This window comes from Amycolatopsis sp. NPDC003731 (genome assembly GCF_053586895.1).
This window is the reverse complement of record NZ_JBSFNC010000093.1, coordinates 17,699-38,214: the sequence shown is the minus strand read 5'-3', so window position 1 is coordinate 38,214 and position 20,516 is coordinate 17,699. Positions and strand designations below refer to the sequence as shown.

Here is a 20,516-nt window from a genome sequence, read left to right as displayed (position 1 = left end):
CTCCCCTCGGACACCGGCTGCCACTGCTGGTTGGCGCCGCCGCTGTAGGACCACAGCTGCAGCCCCGCGTTGTCCGCCGTCGACACGTCCGTCACGTCGATGACCTGGGCGGCGTTCGTCCGGTTGTTGATCCGGTCGAAACCGCCGCTCGTCGGGGCGAACTGGTACTGCTGGGCCGTCGTTCCGTTGCACGTGTACTGCTGGATCACCGTGCCGTTCGCACTGCCGGCCGCGCGGGCGTCGATGCACTTGCCCGACGCCTTGTTCGTCACCGCGTACCAGGCCGCCGGGTCGATCGTGCCCGGGTCGGTCGGGCCGGTCGAGCCGCCGCCGAGCCACTTCAGGCCGTCCAGCACGAACCGGTTCTGGTCGGCGCTCTCGAACGTCGACGACAGCGCCGTGTTCGTCTCGTAGTTCATCGCGTTGTGGCCGAAGTTGGCGTACAGCATCTTGTAGTTCTTGTTCGTCCACGCGATCGGGTAGTAGCCGCTGTACCAGGTCTGATTCGGGTCGGTGCCGATCGGGAACGTGGACTGGTCCATCGACGCCAGGATGGTGATGTCGCCGTTCTGCCGCAGGTCGTTCTGCCAGGCGTACCACTCCGACGTCGACGACCGGATCGTCGCCGGCAGGTTCGCCGTCGACGGGTGCGTGCGGTTCTCGATCTTCAACGTCTCCGGCGTCGGGCCCCAGGTGTTCGACGTGAACCGGCCGGTGCCGAGGAATTCGTTGTGGAACCAGTTCGCGTACGACGGCGTAGAGCTGTCGTTGTAGGCGGTGACGTGGAAGCCGAAGAACCCGCCGCCGCTGCGCATGTAATTCTGGAAGCCCTGGAACTGGGCGGCCGACTGCGGCTGGTCGTCGAGGAACAGCACGACGTCGGCGGTGGACTTGGTGAGGCTCGTGAGCCGGTTCCAGTCGGTCGTCGCGGTGTAGGTGAATCCGTTGGCCGCCGCCTGCTGCGGGAACCAGACGTTGGCTTCCTTCTCGAAGCTGATGTGCGCGGCGTCGTAGCTGCCGCTGTAGAAGGCCAGCACCTTGAACGGCGTCGCGGCGTGCACCGCCGGAGCACCGAGCGAAAGTCCTAGGCAGGCGGCGAAGAAGGCGAGAATTCTGAGCAGGGGACGGCGGGGCATGCGTGTTCCTTCCGGTGGGGGACGGGGATCACCAGTGGCGCGAGTAGTGCAGGCCGAAGCCGAACGGGAACAGCGCGGGCTTGCCGTCGCCGGCGTTGATCGGCTGCTGGTCGGCGCTGCGCATCCAGGTCACCGGCAGCTTGCCGGTCGGGTTGTAGTCGCCGAAGAGGACGTCGGCGACGCCCTGGCCTTCGCTGCCGGGCAGCCAGGATTGGACGAGCCCGGCCCAGTCCGGCAGCTGCGCGGCGATGTCGAGCGGCCGCCCGGACACCAGCACGACCACCGTCGGCACGCCGGAGTCCTTCAGTTTCTGCAGCGTGGCGAGGTCGGTCGCGTCCAGGCCCATCCCCTGCGGCCGGTCGCCCTTGCCTTCGGCGTACGGCGTCTCCCCCACGACCGCGACGGCGACGTCGTAGCTGTTGTCGATCCCCGTGCCGTCCTTGGCGAAGGTGACGTCCGGCGACTTCTGCCGCATGCCCTGGAGGATGGTGGTGCCCGGGATGACGGGCCCGCTGGTGCCCTGCCAGCCGACCGTCCAGCCGCCGGACTGGTTGCCGAGGTCGTCGGCGCTCTTGCCGGCCACGAAGATCTTGCTGCGCTGGGAAAGCGGCAGGACGTGGTGCTCGTTCTTCAGCAGCACCTGCGATTCCCGCACGGCCTGGCGCGCGAGCTCCCGGTGCGGCCTGCTGCCGATGGTGGCCAGGAACCGCCGGTCGGTCAGCGGGTGCTCGAACAGGCCGAGCTCGAACTTCTTGGTGAGGATGCGCCGGTTGGCGTCGTCGATCCGCGCCATCGGCACGCGGCCCTGCTCGACCAGCGACCGCAGCGTGTCGATGAACTTCTGCCACTCGAAGGGCACCATGACCATGTCGATGCCGGCGTTGATCGAGGCCTCGACCTCTTCGGGCGTGAACCCGGACTTGCCGTCGATCTTGTCGACGCCGTTGTAGTCGGAGACGACGATCCCGGTGAAGCCGAGTTCCTTCTTGAGGACGTCGTTGACCAGGTACGAGCCGGCGTGCATCTTGACGCCGTTCCAGCTGCTGTAGGAGATCATCACCGAGCCGACCCCGCGCCGGATCGCGGCCTTGAACGGCGGCAGGTGGATCGCGCGCAGCTCCTGCTCGCTGAGCTCGGTGTTGCCTTCGTTGACCCCGCCGGTGGTGCCGCCGTCGCCGACGTAGTGCTTGGCGGTGGCGAGGACCGAGCCGGGCCGGTCCAGCCGGTTCCCCTGCAGCCCGGTGATGATCGACGTCATTTCGGTGGCGAGCTGCGGAACCTCGCCGAAGGATTCGTAGGTCCGGCCCCACCGGTCGTTGCGCGCGACGCACAGGCAGGGCGCGAAGTCCCAGTCGATCCCGGTGCCGGACACCTCTTCGGCGGTGGCGCGCCCGATCTTCTCGACCAGCCGCGGATCGCGCGTCGCCCCGAGGCCGATGTTGTGCGGGAAAACGGTGGCGCCGTAGAGGCCGTTGTGGCCGTGGACGGCGTCGACGCCGTAGATGAGCGGAATGCCCAGCGGTGTGGCGAGCGCGGCCTTCTGGAAGCCGTCGTACATGTCGGCCCAGGTGACGGGCGTGTTCGGCGTCGGCTGCGAACTGCCCCCGGAGAGCAGCGACCCGAGCCGCCCGGTGGTGACGTCGGCCGGGCTTTTGACGCCGAGCCGTTCGGCCTGCATCATCTGGCCGAGCTTGTCGTCGAGGGACATCCGCGAGAGCAGATCGGCCACCCGGACCTTGACCGGGCGCCAGGAATCCTTGTAGGCGGGGCCGTTTCCGGCGAGCGCGGGCGTTTCCGAGGTGAGCAGCAAGCCCACGGCCAGCGCGCCGATGCCCAGCCTGCGTCCGAGGCGCATCCGGGTCCTCCTCGTCGAGAGACCAAAATTCACGCCTTGGATTAAGACACAGCAGTACGCAGCTGGTCCAGACCTCTCAGCGAACTCGGTTTCCGCTCAGCGGGACCGCCGGCCGAAAGCGCTACCCGGCCAGCCGGGTACGGACGGCGCGGAGTTCACTCCCGGTGACACCGGCACGGAGCAGGTACTGCTCGGCATCGAAACCATCGAGGGTCGCCAGCACGGCCCCTTCGAGCGTGGTCCCGTGCTTCGCCAGGGCTGCCCGGATGAACGACCTCTGGTCAGCGGCACCCATCGCGGCGACCAGCGCCGCAGTAGCTTCCGCCGACAGGGCGTAGTCGGCGGCGATCGCCCGCGGTTCGACGTCGGCCAGCGCGAGCAGCAGGAGCGTGACCAGGCCCGTCCGGTCCCGGCCCATACCGCAGTGGAACAGAACTCCGCCGGGATCGGCGTGGGCCATCGCCTTGACGACCGCGGCGCAGCGGCCGGCCTTCTCCCGGAGGAAAACCGGGTAGTAGAGCGGGGAGCCGTTGAGCCCGGCACCGTTGATGTGCTGCCAGAGCGCGAGGTCGTCGACGTCGTCGAGCGGGACTTCGAGCCGCGCGATCCCGGCCGGGGTGACCGGCCCCGCGGTGTCCGGGGTGAACTGCGCCGAACCCGCGAGCGCGGTCCGGGCGTCCGTCGCGGGCCGGATCTCGTCCGCGTTCCGGAGGTCGACGACGGTGCGGACCCCCGCGGCCCGCGCCTGCGCCCACCCCTCCCCGGTGACGAACCGCAGGTCCGCCGCCCGGAAGAAGGCCCCGAACCGGGTCGTCCGCCCGGACGTCGTCGGCAGCCCACCCAGATCCCGCGTGTTGTGGAAACCCGGCCAGGCAACCACCCTGCGAGTGCTCAAAGTGTCGGCCCCCTCCGGTAGCGTGGAAAACGGGGGCTGCTCACCGATCCGAGCGCAGCGAAGCCGGGTCGAAGCTCTCCCAGTAGGCGTCCTCGTCCTCGACACCGGAAGCGGGAGAAGCGGGAGCGGCAGCGGGCGCGGACCCCAGCCGCTCCTCCCGCAGCCGCTGGAACTCCTCGACCGTCATCCCCGGGTCGTCGTCCGCCGCCCGGGCCGGCGCCGGCATCCCCGTCATCTGCTCGATCATGGCCGTCATGTCCTCGCCCACCAGCAAGGCGACCTTGTTGTACCCGTCCTGCGTGGCCTCGCGCATGGCCGCCTGGGCGATCTCCACCACCAGCGGCCCCAGGCCCTCCCCCAGCTCGACCGCCGACGGCGCGAGCCACAGCCGCAGCAGCTTCCCCCGCGCGTCCACCGTCACCTCGACCTGCCCGTCGCGGTCGTGCGCCGTGCCGGAAGCCGACGCCAGGAGTTCCTCGACCCGGGACATCGCCTCTTCGCGCGCCCGGGCCTGGGCGATCAGCTGACGGGTCGTGATCACCGCTGTCCCTCTCCGTACGAGTACGTCTCGGCGTCCGGGTCGTCGTCCGGGATCGGCTGGTAGCCCAGGGTTTCCAGCTGTTCCGCGGGAACGGCCGAGGACAGCGCGTGGTACATCCGGTCGCCCGCCCGCCGGGTCGCGCGCTGGGCCAGCTCGAAGATCCGGTCGGCCAGCACCGCGGACCCCTGCCGCAGCTCGGACCGGTGGATCGACAGGCCGGTCAGCAACCCGCCCGGCGCCACCCGGACCTCGATGCCCCCGGACGCGGCCTTGCCCACCACCGGGCCCGAGCGCTCGAGCCGCGCGGAAACCTCGGCGCCCGCCCGGGACGCCTGCTCGGCGATCCGCGCGGACGCCAGTTCGACGTCGAAGTCAGCCAAAGCCATCACCCCGTGGGCCGGTAGAAACCGATGAACGACTGTCCCGCGTTCGTGGTGCGGATCTTGCTGATCTGCACCGGGTCGCCCGCCTCGATCATCTGGCCGTCGCCGATCACCATCGCCACGTGACCGGACCAGACGACGAGGTCGCCGGGCAGCAGCTGGTCGATCGAGGGCACCTCGGCCCCGACCGTCTGCTGCGCCGCCGTCCGCGGCAATTGCAGGCCGGCGTCCTGGTAGGACGTCATGGTCAGCCCGCTGCAGTCGAGGCCGACACCTCGGGCGGTGCCGCCCCAGACGTACGGCACGCCCAGCTGCGCGAGCGCGTTGCGCACCGCCTTGGCCGCGGTTTCGTTCGGCGCCATCACCTGCTTGCCGCCGGGCAGGTTGATCGCGACGCCGCTGCCGGGCTGCGGCGGGATCGCGACCGGCAGCCGCGGCTTGTGGACGGCGCCGCCGCCCCCGCCACCACCGCCGCCCCCGCCGTCCGATCCGCCGGAGTACCCGCTGTTGCTGTTGAACGACGACCCGACCTTCGTCGAGGACGCCGAAGAGGACGACGTCGCCTGCTCTTCGCCGCCGAGGCGGGTGCCGATGGCGGTCAGGTCGTTGATCGTCTGCTCGCTGAACGTCGCCGCCTGGCCGGTGAGCTGGCTGATCTTCGTCTGCAGCTTCATCAGGATGTCGCGCGAGGCGGCGCCGCGGCTCTCCGGCGGCTGGATGGTCTTGACCGCTTCCAGCGCCTTCATCGACGCCGCGATCTCCTTGATGATCTGGTCGCGGACCTGGTCGTTGTTGATCTCGCCGACGTGCAGCGTCTCGGCCGCCTCGGCGACGGCCTTCTCGATCTCGGCGCTCTCGTCAAGGAGGTCCTGGACCTCCTTCTCCAGGCTCTGCGACGTCGCCGTGGCGCGGTCGGTCGTCGAGCCGGAGGTGGCCGAAGCCAGGTTGACGCGCTGCTCCGACGCGACGTCGCGGGAGCGACCCACCGACGTCTGCAGGGCGTGGTGCGCGTCCCGCGCGCCGCCGATGGCCGCCGGGTCGTGGCGCAGTTTCTGCGCGAACTGGTTCGTCGTGTCCAGGTGGTGCCGGACGAGCTGGCCGGTGTGCTCGGTCACGAATCGCCGCCGAGCCGCCGGAGGACATCGCCGTGTTCGCCTTCGACCGCCGCGTAGTTGCGATCGGTCTGCCGCGCGGCCTCGCCGACCTGCCCCCAGCCGCCGCCGACGCGGTGCAGCTTCTCCTGCAGCGCGCGCATCCGGCCGCTGTAGGCGCCGGAGAAGCCGGACTCGGTGCCCATCTCCGAAAAGCCGTGGCCGCCAAGCGTCACGTGCGGGCCTACGTGCTTTTCGGCCGCGCCTTTGACGTCTTCGCCGAGCGGGTCGACTTCGCGCGCGTACCGCGTGTACGCGCCCTCATCGACGTGAAACCCCGAACCGTCCACTGGCCCTCCCTGTCACCGGGGGTGCGACGTGCGCGTGACACCCCCGGTTCCCCTGCTCAGGGAAACAGCCTAGTCGACCACCCGGACCCGAGTGGGCGAATTGCCCGGAGTCAGCCGGTGACCTTGGCGAGCCAGCCCGGGTCCTGCCAGGACACGATCGAGCCGTTCGCGGTGACCGTCGGCGTGCCGAACCCGGACTGCCCGCCGCCGAAGTCCTGCGCCAGCTTCGGGTCGTTCTCGATCTGCTGGAACGCGGTGTTCAGCTGCTGGTCGTAGGTGCCGGCGTTGACCGTCTGGGCGAACGCCGGGTCGGTGATGCCGACGTTCTTGCCGAGCTCGATCAGCTGCGCCTTGTCGTAGCCGCGCTTGCCCTCTTCGGGCTGGTTGGCGAACAGCGCGTCGTGGAACTGGAGGAACTTGCCGGCGTCGGCCGCGGCCAGCGCCGCGTTCGCCGAGTCGAGCGAGTAGCCCGGCGGGCTGGAGCGCTCGTTGAGCAGCGGCACCATGTGGTAGCGCACCTGCAGCTTGCCGTCGTTGATCGCCTGCTCGATGTCGCTCTTGTACTGCTTCTCGAACTCGCCGCAGATCGGGCAGAGGAAGTCGGCGTAGACGTCGATCGAGGCCTTTGCGCCCGGCTTGCCCACGGTGACGACCACGCCGTCGCGCTTCTGCGTGACGTCGCCCGCGAGCGAGTTCGTCGTCTTGCCCGCGTCGATGATCTGGCCCTCGGTCCGGTTCCGGTCCGCGATCGTCCAGATCACGCCGCCGATCACCAGCGCGGCCACGACGACCACGGCCCCGATCCCGATGATCCACTTCCGCCGGTCCCCGGACGTTCCCCTGGCCTGCGCGACCACGTTCGAACCGGCCTGCGCCGCCTGACGGCGTTTCCGCGCGGTCCGTTCAGCTCCACCCACTGTGTATCAGTTCCCTTCCGCGATACCCGAGTAGTCGTGCCCGGGCTCGCCCGAGTTCCCGCGACCTCGCGCCAGCCACCCGTCGAGTGACAGCCACGTGCGCGGCCGCACCACCAGCCAGCCGGCCAGCAGCGCGAACCCCGTGTCGCGGAGGATCTCCTGCGGGTACTCGGTCTGCCCCGCCGCCACCTGCCCGCCGCCGCCGAAGCACCCGCAGTCGATGCTCAGCCCGCGCGCCCACGACTGGGCGATGCCGGCGATGAGCACGACGAGCAGCCCCAGCGCGGCCGCGGCGGCCCACCGGGTCGCCAGGCCCGCGAGCAGGAGGAGCCCGAGCACGAGTTCCACGAGCGGCAGCGCGATGGCCACCACGTCTTCGAGTGCGTCCGGCAGCACCTCGTACGCCTGCACGGCGATCAGCGTCTGGCCGGGATCCGCCAGCTTGAGCGCACCGGAAACGAGCCAGACGGCCGCCAGCCCGAGCCGGGCGAGCGTGCCGACGGTGTTCAGCACGGGTTGGGACGGTCGCACCACGCACTTAGGCTAACGGGGGGACCTGAGAACAACGTGAGGCGGAGGGAGCGGCCGGATGCGGTGGCGCACGCTCCTCGGCTCGGCGTTGCTGCTGGTCACGGCGTCGGCGTGCGGTCCGGCGAAGGTGTCGCCCACGGACTCGCTCGTCACCCGGGCGAGTGCCACGGATCACCTGACCATCGGCATCCGGTTCGACGCGCCGGGGCTTTCGGAGCACACCATCGACGGCCGGTTCGTCGGGTTCGACGTCGATGTCGCAACTTTCGTCGCGAGTGAGCTCGGTGTCCCCGCGAAGGACATCACGTGGCGCGAGACGACGTCGGCGACGCGGGAGACCGACCTCACCTCCGGCGCCGTCGACCTGGTCGTGGCCAGCTACTCGATCACCGACAAGCGCAAGCAGGTCGTGTCCTTCGCCGGCCCGTACTTCACCACCGGCCAGGACCTGCTGGTGCGCCGGACGTCGGCCGACATCGCCGGGCCCGAGGCGCTCAACGGCCGCCGGCTGTGCTCGGTGACCGGGTCGACGCCGGCGCAGCAGGTGAAGGACAAGTACGCCCAGGCCGTCCAGCTGGTCGAGTACCCGCGGTACTCCGACTGCGTGACCGCGCTGCTCGCCGGGCAGATCGACGCGGTGACCACGGACGCGGTGATCCTCGCCGGGTACGTCGCCCGCGACCCGGAGCTGCTGAAGATCGTCGGGAAGCCGTTCTCGAAGGAGAACTACGGCATCGGCCTGCGCAAGGACGACACCCAGGGGGTGTCCGCGGTCGACGACGCGATCCGGAAGATGATCTCCTCGGGCGAATGGCTGCGCTCGCTCAACGCGAACATCGGCCCGTCCGGCTACCAGCTGCCCCCGCCCCCCGAGGTCACGTCGAAGTGAAGCTGCCCGACCTGCCGGTCCGGTCCGTGCTGCCCGACGTCGTCGCCGCGCTGGACGCCCGTGGTGCCGCGGTGCTCGTGGCGCCGCCCGGCACGGGCAAGACGACGCTGGTCCCGCTGGCTCTGGCCGCGGCGAGCGAGGGCCGGGTCGTGGTCGCCGAGCCGCGCCGGCTGGCGGCCCGCGCGGCGGCGGCGCGGATGGCGGCGCTGCTGGGTGAGCCGGTCGGTGAGACGGTGGGTTACGCGGTGCGCGGCGACCGGAAGGTGTCGGCGCGGACCCGCATCGAGGTCGTGACGTCGGGGCTGCTGGTCCGGCGGGTGCAGGGTGACCCGGAGCTGCCCGGGGTGTCGACGGTGCTGCTCGACGAGTGCCACGAGCGGCACCTGGACGCGGACCTGCTGCTGGCGCTGCTCCTGGACGTCCGCGCGGGGCTGCGGGAGGACCTGCGCCTGCTGGCGACGTCGGCGACGGTCGCCTCCGGGCGGCTGGCCGCGTTGCTCGGCGACGCCCCGGTGGTCGAGGCCACGGCCCGGACGTACCCGGTGGAGTTCTCCTACGTCCCGCCGGCCCGCGGTGAGCGGATCGAGGCCTGTGTCGCCCGCGCTGTCCGGACGGCGTTGTCCTCGGGCGAGGGCGATGTGCTCGCCTTCCTGCCCGGAGCCGGGGAAATCGCCCGCACTTCGAGCTTGCTGTCTTTGTCCGATGTGGACGTTCTACCCCTGCACGGCCGATTGTCGGCGGCGCAGCAGGACGACGCCCTGCGGCCACGCGACCGGCGCCGGGTGGTGCTGGCGACGGCGGTGGCGGAGTCGAGCCTGACGGTCCCGGGCGTGCGCGCGGTGGTGGACTCGGGCTTGGCGCGGGTCCCGCGCGTCGACCACCGGCGCGGGTTGCCGGGTCTGGCGACGGTGCGGGTCTCGGCCGCGGTGGCCGCGCAGCGGTCCGGCCGCGCGGGACGGGAGGCGCCGGGGCGGGCGTACCGCTGCTGGGCCGAGCACGAGCAGGCGACGCTGCCGGCGTACCCGGAGCCGGAGATCCGCACGGCCGAGCTGGCCCGGCTGGCCTTGGAGCTGGCGTGCTGGTCGACCCCGGACGGCAGCGGGCTGGCCTGGTGGGACCCGCCGGGCGAGGGCGCGCTCGCGGCGGGCCGGGCACTGCTGGTGACGCTGGGCGCGACGGCCGAGGACGGAACGGTGACCCCGCGCGGCCGCCGGATGGCGGAGCTGGGCTTGCACCCGCGGCTGGCGCGGGCGTTGCTCGACGGGGCGGCGGAAGTGGGCGCTCGCCACGCGGCGGAGGTGGTGGCGCTCCTGGACGCGGGCGCGACGCTGACGGACGTCAACGCGGAGCTGCGCCGCCTGCGCTCGGCTGGCGATGAGGGTTCGCGACGCTGGAAGCGGGAGGCGCGACGGCTGGAGGGCTTGGTTTCGGCTCCCTCGGCAGGCCGGGCCGACCCCGCCATCGTCGTCGCCCTCGCGCATCCGGAGCGGCTGGCTCGGCGGCGTCCGGGTGGCGCGCCCTTCTACCTCATGGCCGGCGGCACCGCTGCCGAACTCCCGCCCGGCAGCGGCCTCGACGCCGAGTGGCTCGCGATCGCCGAAGCCACCCGCGATCCCGGCCGCGTCCACGGCACCATCCGGCTCGCCGCGGCCGCCGACGAAACCCTCGCCGTCCGCGCCGGGCAGGTGTCCGAAGTGGACGAAGTGACCTGGGACGGCGATGTCGTGGCCCGGCGCGTCCGCAAGCTCGGCGCCATCGTCCTGTCCGAGAAGCCGCTCAAGGACGCCGACGTCCACGACGCCCTCGTCGCCGGCCTGAAAGCCGAAGGGCTCGGCCTCCTCAGGTGGAGCCAGGACGCGACCCGCCTCCGCGAGCGGCTGGCCTTCCTGCACCGTGTCCTCGGCCCGCCGTGGCCACCGGTCGACGACACCGCCCTGCTGTCCGATGTGGACAGCTGGCTGGACCTCGGCACGGCCCGCCGGAAAGCCGACCTGGCGAACATCAACGCCGGTACCGCCCTGAAGGCCCTCCTCCCCTGGCCGGAAGCGGCCAAACTCGACGACCTCGCCCCGGACCGCCTCGAAGTGCCGTCGGGGTCGCACATCCGCGTCGACTACCGCGGTGACCGGCCCGTGCTGGCCGTCAAGCTCCAGGAGACGTTCGGCTGGACCGAAACCCCGGTGATCGCCGGCGTCCCGGTGGTGCTGCACCTGCTCTCCCCCGCCGGCCGCCCGGCCGCGATCACCGCCGACCTCGCGTCGTTCTGGACGTCCGGCTACCCGGCCGTCCGCGCCGACCTGCGCGGCCGCTACCCGAAGCACCCCTGGCCGGAGGACCCGGCCGGCGCCGTCCCGACCCGGCACACCCGCCGCCGCACCTGACGAAAGTCGGGGGCGGCCCGCGACCGTCGTCCGATGCCCGCGCACCCCCGCGGGCCGCAGACTTCGACGCATGATCACACTCAGGGGACTCACGAAGCGCTACGGGGAGAAAACCGTCGTCGACGCGCTCACCTGCGACGTCCGACCGGGCCAGGTGACCGGCTTCCTCGGCCCCAACGGCGCCGGGAAGTCGACGACCATGCGGATGACGGTCGGGCTCGACCACCCGCAGGCGGGCGAAGCCCTGGTCGGCGGGAAGCGGTACGCGGAACTGCGGCACCCGCTGCGCGAGGTCGGCGCGCTGCTCGACGCCAAGGCCCTGCACCCCGGCCGCAGCGCCGGCAAGCACCTGCTGGCCATGGCCCGCAGCAACGGCATCGCGGCGAGCCGCGTCGAAGAAGTGCTGGCGACGGTCGGGCTGTCCGACGTCGCCGGCAAGCGCGCCGGTCAGTTCTCGCTCGGCATGGGCCAGCGGCTGGGCATCGCGGGCGCGCTGCTCGGCGACCCCGGAGTGCTGCTGTTCGACGAGCCGGTCAACGGCCTCGACCCGGACGGCGTCCGCTGGGTCCGCCAGCTGATGCGCTCCCTGGCGGCCGAGGGGCGGACGGTGTTCGTCTCCAGCCACCTGATGAGCGAGATGCAGCTGACCGCCGACCACCTGGTGGTGATCGGCAAGGGCAAGCTGCTGGCCGACGCCCCGGTGGCGGAGTTCATCGCGGGCAATTCCCGCACGACGGTCTCGGTCCTCGTCCCGGCCGACGCCGAGCGCGCTTCGCTCGACGCGCGGTTGCGCGCCGAAGGCGGGCTGACGCACCCGGGCGAGCCGGGCGAACTGGTGGTGGACGGCATCGCCGTCGCCCGCGTCGGCGACCTGGTGCACGAGCTCGGGATCCGGGTGCACGGCCTCGCCGAGCGGACGGCGTCGCTCGAGCAGGCGTACATGGAACTGACGGCTTCTTCGGTGGAATACGGGGTTTCGGCATGACGGCGGCAGTGGAAGTGCGAGGAGGCGGCCTGCCGGGCGCGGTGGCGGCGGAGTGGACGAAGTTCTGGTCGGTCCGCGCGACCTGGTGGTGCCTGGTGGGCGGAACGGCGCTGATGCTGTTCTACAGCACGGTGTCGGCCATCGCCCAGCGCATCGGCGACCAGCCCCAGGGCGCCCACACGATCGCCCTGGGCGGAGGTTTCTACCTGGCCCAGTTCGCGGTGATCGCCTTGGCGACGCTGTTCGTGACGAGCGAGTACGCGGGCGGCGGAATCCGTTCGACGCTGCTGTGGACCCCGGTCCGGCCCCGCGTGGCCCTGGCCAAGGCGGCGGTGGTCCTGCCGGTGCTGTTCGCGTACGGAGTGCTGCTGTCGTGCGCGGGAATGGTGCTGGCCCGCGTGGTGATGGACGGCCACGGCCTGCCGACGTCCCTCGAAGCGGGCTTCACGACAGCGACGGGCATGGGCGGCTATTTCGCCCTGCTCGGCTTGCTGTGCACGGGATTGGCGTGGGCGCTGCGCAGCGCGGCCGGGACGTTGGTGTCGGTGATCGTGCTGCTGGTTCCGCTGCCGCTGATCGTGGCCTCGCTGGGCCTGCCGGAGGCGATGCCGTACTTCCCGGGCATCGCGGGCGTGAACGCCATGGTGGAGGCGGGACAGCCGAACCCGATCACGATGACGGTGGCACCGTATGCGCCTTGGGTGGGTCTCCTGATCTGCGCGGCATGGGCCGCCGTGGCGCTGCTGGCGGGTACGGCGGTGCTGCGCCGCCGGGACGCCTGACGTCCGGGGCCGGCCGAGTCTCCTCGGCCGGACCCGGCCTCGTCAGCCGCCCAGGTGGCGGACGAGCACGTCGAGCAGGGTGCGGACGATTCCGGAGACGATCCCGGTGAGCACCGTGCGGACCAACGGGCGGGGCTGGTACCGGCGCATGACTTTCCTCCTCGTGGTGGTGACCGGCGTGCTGTCGACCACGATGGGGGACGGCGCCGTTCGGTAGGGTCGATCCGGGTGCGATCCGGATGGGCCACGCTGCCGAGCTGGTGGGCGGGATTTCCGGGGTCCGGGATCCGGACGGTTCCGGAACAGGAGGGCCGGTGGACGCAGAGACGGGTCCGCAGAAGTGGTTCGCCGCCAAACTGGCCGAGCTGCTCGCAGCGGCCGGAAATCCGTCGCAGAAGCAGCTGCTGGCCTGCGTTCAGGACTACGAGAACGCGCTGACCAGGACTTCTCTCTCGGACCTGTTGGCCGGCAAGTTCAAGAAAGCCCCTCCGTGGGAGCGGGTCGCCGCGTACGCGAAGGCTTGCGTCGCCGTCGGGCGCGCCAACGGGGTCGACCTGTCCCTCGAAGCCACGCTCAAGCGGCTTCGCGGCCACCACCACACCTTGACGGAGTTCCTGGAGAACACCCCGCGGCCCCGGACACCGGACCCGCGGCAGGAGCGGCGGCTGTTCGGCGCGGTGCCGGTCCGGGCCGACGCGTTCCGGCACCGGGACGTCGCCGGGCAGCTGGCGGGCGCCGGCTCGACGAGCGTCCTCACCGGGCTGGGCGGGGTGGGCAAGACCCAGGTCGCCGCCGACCACGCCCACACCGCGTGGGACACGGGCGCGGTCGACCTGGTGCTGTGGATTCCGGCGCGCAGCCGCGACGCGATCATCGCGGCCTACACCGACGTCGCCGCGGATCTGCTCGGCGCGGACCCGGCAGCGCCGGAACGCGCGGTGCGGCGGCTGCTGAGCTGGCTGGCCGAAACCGCCCGCCGGTGGCTGATCGTCCTGGACGACCTCCAGCAGCCCGACGACCTGACCGGTCTGTGGCCGCCGCACTCGGCCTCCGGCCAGGTCCTGACGACCACCCGCCGCCGTGACGCCGCGCTGCGCGGGCACCGGCGGCAGATCGTCGAAGTGGGCCTGTACACGCCGTCCGAAGGGCTCGGCTACTTGACCGAGAAGCTCCCGGACCGCGCGCGCACCGACAGCGGGAAGGCGGAGCTGACGGCCCTGGCGGACGACCTCGGGCACCTACCGCTGGCGCTCGCGCAGGCCGCCGCGTACCTGATCAACAAGCCCCTGCTCGACACGGCCGGCTACCGCGGACGGTTGGCCGAACGCCGGACGACCTTGCGCGACGTGCTCCCGAAGGAGCAGGAGCTTCCGGACGAGCACGAACAGACCGTCGCTGCGACCTGGGCGGTGTCGATCGACGCCGCCGACCGGCTGGAGCCCGCCGGTGTCGCCCGGCCGGTCCTGGAGCTCAGCGCGCTTCTCGATCCCGCCGGCATCCCGCTCGCGGCGTTCACCACCGAGGCGGTCGCGAACCACCTCGCCGACCGCCTCGGGCGCGAGGTCACGGCCGGGCAGGTCGAGGCCGGGCTGGAGTTCCTGCACCGGTTCAGCCTGCTGTCCCTGGATCCAGCCGAGCCCCAGCGCGCCGTCCGGGTACACGCGCTCGTCCAGCGCGCCGTTCGTGACTCACTCGGTGAAGAGGCCCTGGACGACTTGGCGTGGGCCGCCGCGGACGCGCTGTCCGACGTCTGGCCCGGCATCGAAGACGACCACGAACTGCGCCGGGCCCTGCACGCCAACACCGTCGCCCTTCAGGAGACCGCCGAGCAAGCGCTCTGGGACCCGGCCGGGCACCCGCTGAACTTCCGCGCGGTGGAGAGCCTCGGCGAGGCCGGTCTGCTCGAATCGGCCATCGCCGCGGCCACCCGGCTCCACAACCGCGCGCTCCGTTATCTCGGCGCCGATCACTCCGACACCCTCATCGCCCGCGCGAACCTCGCCACGTGGCGCGGGGAGGCGGGAGATGCCACCGGCGCCGTCCAGGTGCTCGAGGAGCTGCTCGCGGATCGGCTGCGGCTCTGCGGCCCGGTCCACCCCGACACCCTGACCACCAGAGCCAACCTCGCCGCCCGGCGCGGAGAAGCCGGCGATCCGGCCGGCGCGGCCGAAGCGCTCGGCGAGTTGCTCGACCTCCAGCTGCGCCTCCTCGGCCCGGACGACGAGACCACCCTCATCACCCGCAACAACCTCGCCTACTGGCGGGGTGAGGCCGGCGACCCGGCCGGTGCGGCCCGGATGCTCGAGGAACTGCTGCCCGACTATCGCCGCGTGCTGGGGCCGGACGACCCGCGCACACTGACCGTCCGCAACAGCCTCGCCCGGTGGCGCGGCGAAGCCGGTGACCCCGCCGGCGCCGTCGAAGCGCTCGAGGAGCTGCTGGCCGATCGCTTGCGGATCCTCGGTCCGGACCATCCCACACCCTCAGCACCCGCGCCGAGCTCGCCGGCCGGCGAGGGGCCGCCGGCGATCCCGCCGCCGCTGTCGAGGCGCTCGAGGAGCTGCTCGCCGACCACCTGCGCGTGGTGGGCCCCTCGCATCCCCACACGCTCAGCACCCGGAGCAACCTCGCCCACTGGCGCGGGGAAAGCGGGGACTTCGCGGCCGCCGCCCAGGCCTACGAGGAGCTCCTCGCCGACCAGGTGCGGCTCCTCGGTCCGGACCACCCCCTCACCCTCGTCACCCGCGGCAACATCGCGTTCTGCCGTGCGCAAGGACACGACTTCACCGGCGCCGTCGGGGCCCTGGAGGAGCTACTCGCCGACCAGCTGCGGGTGCTCGGTCCGGACCACCCCCAGATCCTCCTCACCCGCAGCAATCTCGTGGCCATGCGCAGAGACGCCGGTGACACGGCCGACCTTGCCGAAGTGGCCCAGGAGCTCTTGGCCGACCAGCTGCGGGTGCTGGGCCCGGATCACCCCCGCACGTTGATCACCCGGATCAACCTGGCCGATCTGCGGGGCCGAGCGGGCGAACCCGCCGACGCGGTCGAAGAGCTGGAGCAAGTTCTCCGCGACCACCTGCGGGTTCTCGGCCGGGACCACCCGCAGACCCACAGCGTCCGCACCAATCTCGCCGCTTGGCGGGTGCTCTCCGGCGATCCCGACGGGGCCGCGGAGGAGCTCGAAGGACTGCTCGCCGACCAGGTGCGGGTGCTGGGACCGGACCATCCCCGCACCCTCGCCACCCGCACTTACCTGGCCGGACGAGAAGCCGGGTGATCCGTCCGGCTCGCGGCCACGAGGTCACTCCACGCCGATTCCCGCGAGGATCTCCCGGGCGCTCGCTTCCAGTTCGGCCAGGCCGGGCGGCGCCAGCGAGCCCGTCCCCGCCAGCGCGCCGAAGATCGTCCCCTCCATCCAGTCCACCACGATCCTCGCGTGCCGCTCGGGGGCCGGCGACCCGGCCGCCTCCAGAGCGGCCGCCGCTTGGCGCCGGATCTGCAACCCGCCCTCGTCGTACACCGCGCGCAGTTCCGGCCGCCGCGTGGCCTCCAGCGCGAACTCGTACCGCGCCAGCATCCGCGTCCGTCCCGAAGTGATCGCGTCGAACGCGTAACCCGCCACGAACTCCGCCAACGAGCCCGAAGACCGCGGCGGCGCCTGGTCCAGCACCACGATCCGCGCGATCGTCAGCTCCAGCAGTGCCGCCCGCGTGCGCGCGTAGTACGACGTCGACCCGACCGGCAGCCCCGCCTCGCGATCCACCGCCCGATGGGTCAGCCCGCGCATGCCCTCCGCCGCGATCACGGAGATCGCCGCGTCGGCGATCACGTCAACCCGTTCCACGCATCGCACTCTACAGGTGTAGAGTCCTCTACAGATGTAGAGGAGGCGACATGCACGCGATAGTGGTCGGCGGCGGCATCGGCGGACTGGCGGCGGCCGCGGGGCTGCACCGGGTCGGCTGGACGGTCACCGTCCTCGAGAAGGCACCCGAGTTCGGCGACGTCGGCGCGGGCATATCCCTCTGGCCGAACGCCCAGCGCGGCCTCGACGAACTCGGCGTCGACCTCGGAGACCGCCTGGCCCCGCAGCGGGAAGGCGGCTTCCGCGACCGGCGCGGCCGCCGGATCACCCGCTTCGACGCCGCCGAGTTCGAACGCCGGCACGGGCGGCCGCTCGGCGCGATCCACCGGCGGGACCTCATCGCCGCCCTCCGGGACGCGGTCCCCGCGGAGAGCTTGCGCACCGGCGAAGAAGTCACCGAAGTCCGCGAAGACGGCCTGGTCCGCGTAGGCGGCGAAGAGCTGCGAGCCGACGTCGTCGTCGCGGCCGACGGCATCCACAGCCGGGTCCGCCACGCGCTCTTCCCGGACCACCCGGAGCCCGTTTACGCCGGCAGCACGGCGTTCCGCGGCGTCGCGCACCTCCCCGGCACCGGGCTGAGCACGAGCTTCGACCGCGGCACCGAGGTCGGCGTCCTGCCGCTGACCGGCGGCGACGTCTACTGGTGGATCTCGGCCCTCGCCGCGCCGGGCACCCGCCGGTCCGACCTCGAACCGGCCTTCCGGAGCTGGCACGACCCGATCCCGGCCCTCCTGGCCGCCACCCCGGCCGAAGCCGTGCTGCACCACGACCTCTACTACCTCGGCACGCCGCTGCCCACCTACACGCGCGGCCGGGTCGTGCTGCTCGGCGACGCCGCGCACGCCATGCCGCCGTTCCTCGGCCAGGGTGGCTGCCAGGCCATCGAGGACGCCGTCGTGCTCGCCCACGCCGTGTCCACACAGGACATCGACACCGCTCTCGTGCACTACGACCGGCAGCGACGGCCCCGCAGCCAGCACGTCGTCCGCGAGTCGGTCCGGATGGGCAAGCTCGGCCCGCAGCTGACCAACCCGGTCGCGACCACCTTGCGCACGGCCCTGCTGAAGGGCCTGCCGGCCAGGGCCACGGCCCGCGTCGGCGCGGGGATCACGGGGTGGGCGCCGCCGCGTCTCCCCCGACCAGCCCCGCCTCGTACGCCGTGATCGCCGCCTGGACCCGGTTCTTCGCGCCGAGCCGGGTCAGGATGGTGCTCACGTGCGCCTTCACCGTGCCCTCGACGACGAACATCTTCGCCGCGATGTCCGCATTGGACAGTCCGGAACCCAGCAGGGTCAGCACTTCCCGCTCACGCGGGGTCAGTGCGGCGATCCGCCCGCGGGCCGCGGCCGCACGCGCCAGCTGTCCGCCGGAAAGCCGGGCGATCACCCGCTGCGCCACCTTCGGCGAGAGGAACGCGGCCCCGCCCGCGACGGCGTGCACGCCGGCCAGCAGCTCACGCGGGTCGCCCGACTTGAGCAGGAATCCGCCCGCGCCCAGGCTCAGGGCGCGCTCGATGTAGTCGTCCTCGCCGAAGGTCGTCAGCATGATGACGCCGGTCGCGGGCAGCAGCCGCCGGATCTCGGCGGCCGCGCCGAGGCCGTCCAGTCCCGGCATGCGGATGTCCAGCAGCACGACGTCGGGGTGCGTGGCGAGGACCTGCGAGACGGCCGAACGGCCGTCGGCGGCTTCGGCGACGACCTCGATTTCCGCGTCCGCGGCGAGGATCGCCGCCACCCCCGCCCGCATCATCGCTTCGTCGTCGGCCAGCACGACCCTGATCACGATGCCCCCTCGGCGAACCTGTCCTTGGCGACCAGTCTCCCACCGGCGAAACACAGCCGGTAGGCGGCGTAGTCGTTGTCGAGCCACGACCTCCCCGTGCCGTAGTACTCGCAGGCGACCCCGGGCACGGCCGGCAACGGCGGCTCGCCCCGGTTCGGGCGGGCGACGCGCTCGCGCTCGGGCAGCTGCGGCGCGACCTCGGCCCGCGGTTGCCCGATCCGCAGCCGCTCGTAGACGCCGGGCGGCAGTTCCGACGAGTTCCACAGGTACAGGAACGCGATCCCGGCGACCCCGAGCACGATCGCGAACAGCCCGAGCGGGACGGCGACCGCCTGGATCAGGCTGCGCCGCACATCCCGCCGGGCCAGCTCGAGGGCCCGGGCCGACGTCGACGGCTCGCCATCGTCATCCGGAGAAGCGCCCAGTTCGGCCGGCTCGGCTCCGTGCGGCAGCATCGCGGCAACACCGAACCCACCGGCGGCGTCGGGCCCGGCCCGGAGCGTGCCACCGACGAGCCGGACGCGCTCGCGCAGCCCGATCAGCCCGACGTGCCCGGAAGCGGCCCCAGGCAACGGCCCGGCGGGCGGCGCCGCGTTGACGACACTGACATCGGTCCGCGCGCCGGACCTGGTCACCCGAACCGTGACGGCGGCGCCCGGAGCGTGCTTCGCGACGTTCGTCAAAGCTTCCTGCACGACGCGGTAGGCGGCACGAGCCACCATCGGCGGCGCGTCCGCAGTGTCGACTGTGGACTCGATCAGCAACCCGGACGCTCGTGCCCGAGCAATCAGCTCGCCGAGATCCCCCTGCACCGGCTCGACCGGCGCGGCGTCTTCCCGCAGCACGCCGATGATCTCCCGCAACCGCTCGGTCGCGGTCGCGGCACTGGTCCGCAGTTGCGCGGCGGCGTCGCGCTGGGCGTCGTCGAGCCCGCTCGCAACCTCCAGAGCGGCGGCCCGGACGGCGATCAGGCTCAGCTCGTGCCCGAGCGAGTCGTGCATGTCGCTGGCAATCCGCGCACGCTCCCGCAGCCGAGCCTGCTCGGCGACCAGCCGCTGCCGGCTCTCCATTTCCTCGGCCCGGCGCCAGCCCGTGCGGGCCAGCTCACCGCGGACCCGCACGTACCGGCCGAGCAGCCACGGCGACAGCCCGGCGAAGACGAGGATCGCGACCATAGCCGCCCAGTCCCCCAGCCCGTCCGGCCCGAAGACGAGGGCGATCGGCAGCCCGAGGATCGCAACGGCAGTGCCGGTCAGAATCCCGGGCCGCGCCCGGGGCATCCGCAGCCCGGCTTGGTAGCTCATGGCGACGAGGACGAAGACGACCCACACGGGAACGTGGTCACCGTAGGGGAACGGAACGGCCAGCGCGCCCGCCAGGGCAATGCCGAGCGAGAGGGCGGGATACCGCCGAGCGGTCACAACGGAGCCGGCGACGACGAGAAGGCCACCGACCAGCTCCGCGTAGGAACGGGCATCGAGCGTCCCCACGACAACGGTGAAGGCGAGGAACAACCCGAGGGCAACATCGAGCGCCACCTGCCACCTACGCTTCGTCACCGTCCGCACGAATCCGAAGCTACAAGCCGCGACGACGGTCGACCACTGCCGAAAGTCAACCGTCGAGACTTGCCGACGACCGCGGCGTCAGCGCCCGGGACAGCGCGAACGCGGAGCACTTTCGTGAGCACTGCTCTCGAATCTGCGCACCGCTCACGACGACGAAGTGAGCAGTGCTCTCGATTCGGAGCACCGCACCGAATCGAAGACAAACCGCGCCCAAACACCAGCCGCCGACCGCGGCTGTGGGCGGCACGCACCACCAGTGCATGCCGCTACGCACCGCTAAGCCCCAGCGCATGCCGACACACGAGAGCAGTGCTCTCGATTGTGAGCACCAACTGCATGTCCGGCGAGAGCGGCGCTCTCGTAACAGAGCAGTGCTCTCAAAGCTGAGCACCGCTACCCCTCAAAGCGAGAGCAGTGCTCACAACCGCGAGCATCGCTCCGTCACGCAGCACGCCCACACAGGGCGGACACTCGCCGCCAAGGACGGCGGGCATCCCCGCCCGCATGGACGGCAGGCAGGCCTCTCGCCGACACGAACCGCGGGCAGCCCGCCCGACACGAA

The 20,516-nt window shown here is 72.0% G+C and carries 18 protein-coding genes and 2 pseudogenes; 8 read left to right on the top strand and 12 right to left on the bottom strand.

The features are described from left to right. The 9 genes from ACWDN5_RS31085 to ACWDN5_RS31045 all read right to left on the bottom strand — a co-directional run. On the bottom strand, positions 1-1,136 hold a 1,136-nt coding region (locus ACWDN5_RS31085), incomplete at its 3' end, for a ThuA domain-containing protein (RefSeq protein WP_449678780.1). Positions 1,137-1,164: 28 nt separating this feature from the next. Continuing rightward, entirely contained in the window at positions 1,165-2,991 is a 1,827-nt protein-coding gene (locus ACWDN5_RS31080; RefSeq protein WP_449678779.1) for a glycoside hydrolase family 3 protein, read from the bottom strand. Between the two features lie 121 nt (positions 2,992-3,112). After that, entirely contained in the window at positions 3,113-3,886 is a 774-nt protein-coding gene (locus ACWDN5_RS31075; RefSeq protein ID WP_449678778.1) for a tyrosine-protein phosphatase, read from the bottom strand. Between the two features lie 40 nt (positions 3,887-3,926). Continuing rightward, positions 3,927-4,427 carry a YbaB/EbfC family nucleoid-associated protein gene (locus ACWDN5_RS31070; RefSeq protein ID WP_449678777.1) on the bottom strand — a complete coding sequence of 167 codons (501 nt, stop codon included), beginning with the start codon at positions 4,425-4,427 and terminating at the stop codon, positions 3,927-3,929. Next, positions 4,424-4,813 (bottom strand): YbaB/EbfC family DNA-binding protein, encoded by a 390-nt coding sequence (locus ACWDN5_RS31065; protein WP_449678776.1) that lies wholly within the window; start codon positions 4,811-4,813, stop codon positions 4,424-4,426. The genes ACWDN5_RS31070 and ACWDN5_RS31065 overlap by 4 nt, the downstream gene beginning before the upstream one ends. Beyond that, the gene (locus ACWDN5_RS31060; protein WP_449678775.1) at positions 4,813-5,925 is read right to left on the bottom strand and encodes a C40 family peptidase; all 1,113 of its coding nucleotides are present in this window, start codon (positions 5,923-5,925) and stop codon (positions 4,813-4,815) included. Before ACWDN5_RS31060 ends, ACWDN5_RS31065 begins: the two co-directional genes overlap by 1 nt. Then, positions 5,922-6,251, bottom strand: coding sequence for a hypothetical protein (locus tag ACWDN5_RS31055; protein WP_310975819.1), 330 nt, complete (start codon positions 6,249-6,251; stop codon positions 5,922-5,924). Before ACWDN5_RS31055 ends, ACWDN5_RS31060 begins: the two co-directional genes overlap by 4 nt. A 110-nt stretch (positions 6,252-6,361) precedes the next feature. Further along, positions 6,362-7,108 carry a DsbA family protein gene (locus tag ACWDN5_RS31050; protein WP_310976045.1) on the bottom strand — a complete coding sequence of 249 codons (747 nt, stop codon included), beginning with the start codon at positions 7,106-7,108 and terminating at the stop codon, positions 6,362-6,364. A 66-nt stretch (positions 7,109-7,174) separates the two neighbouring features. Next, complete coding sequence (locus ACWDN5_RS31045) at positions 7,175-7,681, bottom strand: MauE/DoxX family redox-associated membrane protein (protein WP_310976044.1); 507 nt, start codon at positions 7,679-7,681, stop codon at positions 7,175-7,177. 76 nt (positions 7,682-7,757) lie between these two features. Between ACWDN5_RS31045 and ACWDN5_RS31040 the strand changes: the two genes are divergently transcribed. The 7 genes and pseudogenes from ACWDN5_RS31040 (at position 7,758) to ACWDN5_RS31010 (ending at position 16,016) form a co-directional block, all read left to right on the top strand. Then, entirely contained in the window at positions 7,758-8,588 is an 831-nt protein-coding gene (locus ACWDN5_RS31040; RefSeq protein ID WP_310975818.1) for a glutamate ABC transporter substrate-binding protein, read from the top strand. Then, positions 8,585-10,969: an ATP-dependent helicase HrpB gene (gene hrpB, locus ACWDN5_RS31035; RefSeq protein ID WP_449678774.1), complete on the top strand. Its 2,385-nt coding sequence runs from the start codon at positions 8,585-8,587 to the stop codon at positions 10,967-10,969. The genes ACWDN5_RS31040 and hrpB overlap by 4 nt, the downstream gene beginning before the upstream one ends. Before the next feature lie 70 nt (positions 10,970-11,039). Continuing rightward, a complete protein-coding gene (locus ACWDN5_RS31030) occupies positions 11,040-11,954 on the top strand; it encodes an ATP-binding cassette domain-containing protein (RefSeq protein ID WP_449678773.1) in 915 nt (304 codons plus the stop codon). Then, positions 11,951-12,736, top strand: coding sequence for an ABC transporter permease (locus ACWDN5_RS31025; RefSeq protein WP_310975815.1), 786 nt, complete (start codon positions 11,951-11,953; stop codon positions 12,734-12,736). The genes ACWDN5_RS31030 and ACWDN5_RS31025 overlap by 4 nt, the downstream gene beginning before the upstream one ends. Positions 12,737-12,975: 239 nt before the next feature. Further along, positions 12,976-15,201, top strand: a pseudogene (locus ACWDN5_RS31020) (tetratricopeptide repeat protein); the annotation flags it as partial. A gap of 74 nt (positions 15,202-15,275) precedes the next feature. Next, positions 15,276-15,407 (top strand): annotated as a pseudogene (locus ACWDN5_RS31015) (tetratricopeptide repeat protein); the annotation flags it as partial. Positions 15,408-15,662: 255 nt separating this feature from the next. After that, positions 15,663-16,016: a tetratricopeptide repeat protein gene (locus tag ACWDN5_RS31010; protein WP_449678772.1), complete on the top strand. Its 354-nt coding sequence runs from the start codon at positions 15,663-15,665 to the stop codon at positions 16,014-16,016. A 24-nt stretch (positions 16,017-16,040) separates the two neighbouring features. On the opposite strand, the gene ACWDN5_RS31005 is transcribed toward ACWDN5_RS31010, so the two are convergent. Beyond that, positions 16,041-16,583, bottom strand: a complete 543-nt coding sequence (locus ACWDN5_RS31005; RefSeq protein ID WP_449678771.1) for a TetR/AcrR family transcriptional regulator — start codon at positions 16,581-16,583, stop codon at positions 16,041-16,043. Between the two features lie 50 nt (positions 16,584-16,633). Between ACWDN5_RS31005 and ACWDN5_RS31000 the strand changes: the two genes are divergently transcribed. Continuing rightward, positions 16,634-17,767 carry an FAD-dependent monooxygenase gene (locus tag ACWDN5_RS31000; RefSeq protein WP_449678770.1) on the top strand — a complete coding sequence of 378 codons (1,134 nt, stop codon included), beginning with the start codon at positions 16,634-16,636 and terminating at the stop codon, positions 17,765-17,767. Here ACWDN5_RS31000 and ACWDN5_RS30995 read toward each other — a convergent pair. Next, the gene (locus tag ACWDN5_RS30995; RefSeq protein ID WP_449678769.1) at positions 17,712-18,386 is read right to left on the bottom strand and encodes a response regulator; all 675 of its coding nucleotides are present in this window, start codon (positions 18,384-18,386) and stop codon (positions 17,712-17,714) included. The genes ACWDN5_RS31000 and ACWDN5_RS30995 overlap by 56 nt on opposite strands. Further along, the gene (locus ACWDN5_RS30990) at positions 18,383-19,954 is read right to left on the bottom strand and encodes a sensor histidine kinase (protein ID WP_449678768.1); all 1,572 of its coding nucleotides are present in this window, start codon (positions 19,952-19,954) and stop codon (positions 18,383-18,385) included. The genes ACWDN5_RS30995 and ACWDN5_RS30990 overlap by 4 nt, the downstream gene beginning before the upstream one ends. Positions 19,955-20,516 lie beyond the last annotated feature (562 nt).

Excerpts from the sequence above, each read along its gene's own strand:
- ACWDN5_RS31080 (WP_449678779.1), bottom strand. The coding sequence starts at position 2,991 with ATGCGCCTCGGACGCAGGCTGGGCATCGGCGCGCTGGCCGTGGGCTTG.
- ACWDN5_RS31065 (WP_449678776.1), bottom strand. The coding sequence starts at position 4,813 with ATGGCTTTGGCTGACTTCGACGTCGAACTGGCGTCCGCGCGGATCGCC.
- ACWDN5_RS31040 (WP_310975818.1), top strand. The coding sequence starts at position 7,758 with ATGCGGTGGCGCACGCTCCTCGGCTCGGCGTTGCTGCTGGTCACGGCG.
- ACWDN5_RS31030 (WP_449678773.1), top strand. The coding sequence starts at position 11,040 with ATGATCACACTCAGGGGACTCACGAAGCGCTACGGGGAGAAAACCGTC.
- ACWDN5_RS31025 (WP_310975815.1), top strand. The coding sequence starts at position 11,951 with ATGACGGCGGCAGTGGAAGTGCGAGGAGGCGGCCTGCCGGGCGCGGTG.
- ACWDN5_RS31000 (WP_449678770.1), top strand. The coding sequence starts at position 16,634 with ATGCACGCGATAGTGGTCGGCGGCGGCATCGGCGGACTGGCGGCGGCC.